The sequence below is a fragment of the Frankia sp. CpI1-P genome, from assembly GCF_001421075.1.
Taxonomy (GTDB): domain Bacteria; phylum Actinomycetota; class Actinomycetes; order Frankiales; family Frankiaceae; genus Frankia; species Frankia torreyi.
This window is the reverse complement of sequence record NZ_LJJX01000119.1, coordinates 1-3,810: the sequence shown is the minus strand read 5'-3', so window position 1 is coordinate 3,810 and position 3,810 is coordinate 1. Positions and strand designations below refer to the sequence as shown.

Here is a 3,810-nt window from a genome sequence, read left to right as displayed (position 1 = left end):
GAACCTAAAGTTCCTGGTATTGGCCCGTCGCGCCGCCGACTCGACCTGTTCCTGCGTGGCCGCGGCGGCCGTCCCATAGGTGATGTTGTCCCGAATGGACCGGTGGAACAGCGTGGTGTCCTGCGGGACGTAGGAGATTCCCGCGGCGAGCGCGTAGTTCGACGTCGGGCGGCCGTCCAACCGGACGATGTCCGCCGGCAGCGGGTAATAGCCGAGCAGCAGCTTGACGAGCGTCGTCTTGCCGCTTCCGCTGCGGCCCACGATGCCGATCTTCTCGCCCGGTTCGATCGTCAGATCGATGCCGGCGAGCACCGGCCTGCCGTCGTTCTCGGGATAGGCGAAGGACAGCCCACGGAACTCCAACCGCCCCGGCGCTTCCGGCACGGCCACCGGGGGCGTCCCTGCCAGCGCAGCCGGCCGATCCGCGGTGACGGGTCGGCCGGCGAAAAGGTAGCGGTAGGCCTCCTCGACCCGCGCGAGGCGGAGATTCAGCTCCGCGATCTCCCAGACCGTGCCCCAGATGAAGTCCGAGAACATCACCAGCACCGAGAGGAACGTCGTGAACTGCGCCAGACTCAGCTCGCCCGTCAGGTACAGATGGAGGTTGAGCAGGATCGAGACCGGCCAGACCAGGTAGCGCACCACGAGGGACATCGAGGCCCAGAACACGACGGTCCAGAAGTACGAGCTGCGGGCGGCCGCNATGANCGTGCGGCGGCGTCGGATCACCTGCTCGTACTCGGCCGCCTCCTGCCGGAACGATTTCACGCTGACGAAGTTCGCGATGACGTCGATCACGTACCCGTCCATCTCGGAGACCTCGTCCGCGAGCCGCTTCTCCGCCCGTGACGAACGGCTCACGGTATGCCGGCCGATGGCCATCATCAGCAGCACGGCCACCAGGAAGGTGAGCCCCGAGTAGACGTTGACGGAAAACATTATTATGACGATTGACGGCACTCGGATAGCCTGCTCCACATAGGTGAAGCAGGTGGTTTCCAGAATCTCCCGAAACTCACGGCCCAACGATGCGATGTAGCTGCTGATCTTGCCGGTGAATTTTCCGACGAAGTACGGGTAGCGCTCGTTGATGACGCTGCGGAAGAGAATGTTCTCGTACTCGTAGCCCCGGTCGTTCAGCAGGCGGAGGTACGTGAGCTCGCCGGTTCGCCAGGTCAGGTCGTGGAGGATGTTGCAGCCGATGAGGATGGCCGCGTACCGGTACACCCCGTCGGTGGACTCCGTCGCATGGGCCAGCGACTGGACGAACCTCCCGATGAAGACGGGCAGGATCGCGAGCGCCACGTTCGAGACCGCGAAACAGGCGACCACGACCAGCAGGGAGCCCTTGAAGGTGCCGACGAAACCCAGGTAGGAACGCAGCCCCGCGTGCCGGCCNGGCTCGCCCCGAGCGGCGCTCCCGATATCGCCGGCCGAGGATTCGGAGGGTCGTATTCGTTGCCAGGGAATGTCGTCGCCCGCAGCGTCCACCCGGAAATCATGACAGGCATGGGGCACTATCCGCATCCCATTTTACGGCCGCGCCCCCACCGGGGCCGCAGATCCTCCCGGATCAGAGCGCATCGCATCGGATCAGGTCGGATCCGGTCGGATCGGATCCGACCAGATCGGGTCGGATCGGGTCGGGTCGGATCGCTGCAGGGTCCGGAACCCGAGCGGATCGGGTGGGGCTGTGGGACGGCCGTGACCGTCGACCGCGGTCGGGTGCCCGGGCCACGTCACCCGCCGATGAGTCGGTGGGGGCGAGTCGGTGGGGGCGAGTCGGTGGGGGCGAGTCGGTGGGGGCGAGTCGGTGGGACGCGTGGTCCTCCGGGACGTCCATCCGCCCGGACCGGACGTTCTCACCGCTTCCCCAACGGACGCCACACCCTGCCGCGAGTGGCCGGCGGCGACGGCCGAAAACGATAGCTTTTGCCGTTCGACCGGGCGATTCAGCCCCGCCCCGTCGGGTTCATGCCCTTCTGTAACGTAATGAGCGGAGCATTCCCGGTGGCGGCCGGCCGCGGCCGCCGAACATCCCGCAGGGAAAGGGGCGTCGCATGCCTCGCGGACGCTGGTTCGGCCTGGCGGCCGCGGTGGTTCTCGCCGCGGTGGCGGCCGCCTGTTCCACCGGCGAGGGCTCCGCCTCCGCGCAGGCCCGCTCCGCGGCGCTCGCCCGGGAGGTGGCGGGCCCCGTGGGTCCGCCGGACGCCGCACGCCTGCCACTGCTGTTCGTTCACGGCACCCTCGGCTCGGGGGACCAGTTCGAGTCGCAGGCGCAGCGGTTCACCAGCAACGGATACCCGGCCGACCGGATATCCGCCTTCGACTACGACGCGTCGTCCTGGGGAAATCCACTGGACAAGGTCTTTCCGCAGCTTGACACGAAGATCCAGGACCTGCTCCGGGCGACCGGGGCGAAGAAGGTCGATCTGGTCGGGCAGGCGGAGGGCGCCGAACTCACCGAGCGGTACCTGGCAAGCTCCGCATCGCGGGCGGGCCGGGTCGCGCATCTGATCAGCGTGGAGGGCTCCCTGGCGAGCGGACCGCCCCGGGGAGTGCCGATGCTCACCGTCTGGGGCACCGGGGATCCCACCCGCCGGGTGCCCGGAGCGAGCAATGTCCGCTTCCCCGACCAGGAGCGCAACCGCCTGCTGACGTCGACGGGTACCTTCCGGGAGATGTTCCGCTTCCTCACCGGGACCGAGCCGTTCACCACCGACGTCGTCGCGGAGAAGGGGCAGATCGAGATCTCCGGCCGCGCGCTGCTTTTTCCCGCGAACACCGGCGTCGCCAAGGCCCGCCTGGAGGTCTACCAGCTCGACCCGAAGACGGGTAAGCGCCTGCCGAAGGGGCTCAGGGGCCTTTTCACCTTGGCCGCCGACGGCTCCTGGGGCCCGTTCCGGGCGGATGGCACCGCCACCTACGAGTTCGCCGTCGTCCGGTCCGGGGAGCCCGTCCATCATTTCTACTACCAGCCCTTCCGCCGCACCGATCGACTCGTCCGCCTTCTGACCAGCCGGCCGGACCAGGAGATCGGCGGTGGCATGAAGACCGACGCGAAACAGACCGATCTCGTCGTGAGCCGAGGCCTGGAATGGTGGGGCGACCAGGGCGGGGACAGTGACATCCTCACCGTCGACGGGACAAATGTCCTGAGCCCGGGGGTGGCCCCGCGGTCCAAACTGGCCCTTGCCGTGTACCTGTTCGATCGCGATGCCGACGGTGTCTCCGACGTCATGGCTCCGATCCCCGACTATTTCGGGATCGGCTTCATCACCGGTGCGGATCTGCACATCCCGGCGGGCGACCGCTCGGTCGAGGTCGCGGTGACCCCTCGNGGGCAGGCGGCGCACCGGGCGGTGCTGCGGGTACCCGCCTGGCCGTCCGACACCGACCGCGTGACAGTGCACTTCCGCGACGACGACTGAGGAACCGAGCGAGCACCGAGGCGGTGACGGCCGAGGTGACGGCCGAGGTGACGGCCCGCGGCTTAGAGGGTGTTGGGTAACTGGGGATGTTCGGAATGTGATGGTGCTGGTGGGATGGCGTGTCGTGGGGTGCCCGCGGGGAGNTTCCGGNCACGATCGGACCGGTGTGTGTCTGTTCGTGTAAGGCCGCCTACGACACGTCGTTGACGGACGGGCAGTGGGCGGTGATCGGACCGCTGTTGCCCGTGCGGGACCCGTGCCGCGGTGGTGCCCCGTTGAAGTACGACCGACGCCTGGTGATCGACTCGATTCTGTACGTGCTGGGAGCGGGGTGTTCGTGGCGGCGGATGCCGCATGACCTGGCGCCGTGGGACGTGGC

The 3,810-nt window shown here is 68.0% G+C and carries 3 protein-coding genes and 2 pseudogenes; 3 read left to right on the top strand and 2 right to left on the bottom strand.

Features of this window, described 5'->3' with window-relative positions:
• Together FF86_RS61500 and FF86_RS61495 are read right to left on the bottom strand one after the other, a co-directional pair.
• Positions 1-702, bottom strand: a pseudogene (locus FF86_RS61500) (ATP-binding cassette domain-containing protein); the annotation flags it as partial.
• 6 nt (positions 703-708) lie between these two features.
• On the bottom strand, positions 709-1,332 hold a 624-nt coding region (locus FF86_RS61495; RefSeq protein ID WP_255355984.1), incomplete at its 3' end, for an ABC transporter transmembrane domain-containing protein.
• Positions 1,333-2,060: 728 nt separating this feature from the next.
• On the opposite strand from FF86_RS61495, the pseudogene FF86_RS30850 reads away from it, so the two are divergent.
• The 3 genes and pseudogenes from FF86_RS30850 to FF86_RS30845 form a co-directional block, all read left to right on the top strand.
• Positions 2,061-3,340: pseudogene (locus FF86_RS30850) on the top strand (lipase); the annotation flags it as partial.
• 1 nt (position 3,341) lies between these two features.
• The coding region (locus tag FF86_RS69625) for a hypothetical protein (RefSeq protein ID WP_396230214.1) at positions 3,342-3,431 on the top strand (90 nt) is incomplete at its 5' end.
• A 164-nt stretch (positions 3,432-3,595) separates the two neighbouring features.
• Positions 3,596-3,810: transposase (locus FF86_RS30845; protein ID WP_199865892.1), on the top strand; the 215-nt coding region annotated here is incomplete at its 3' end.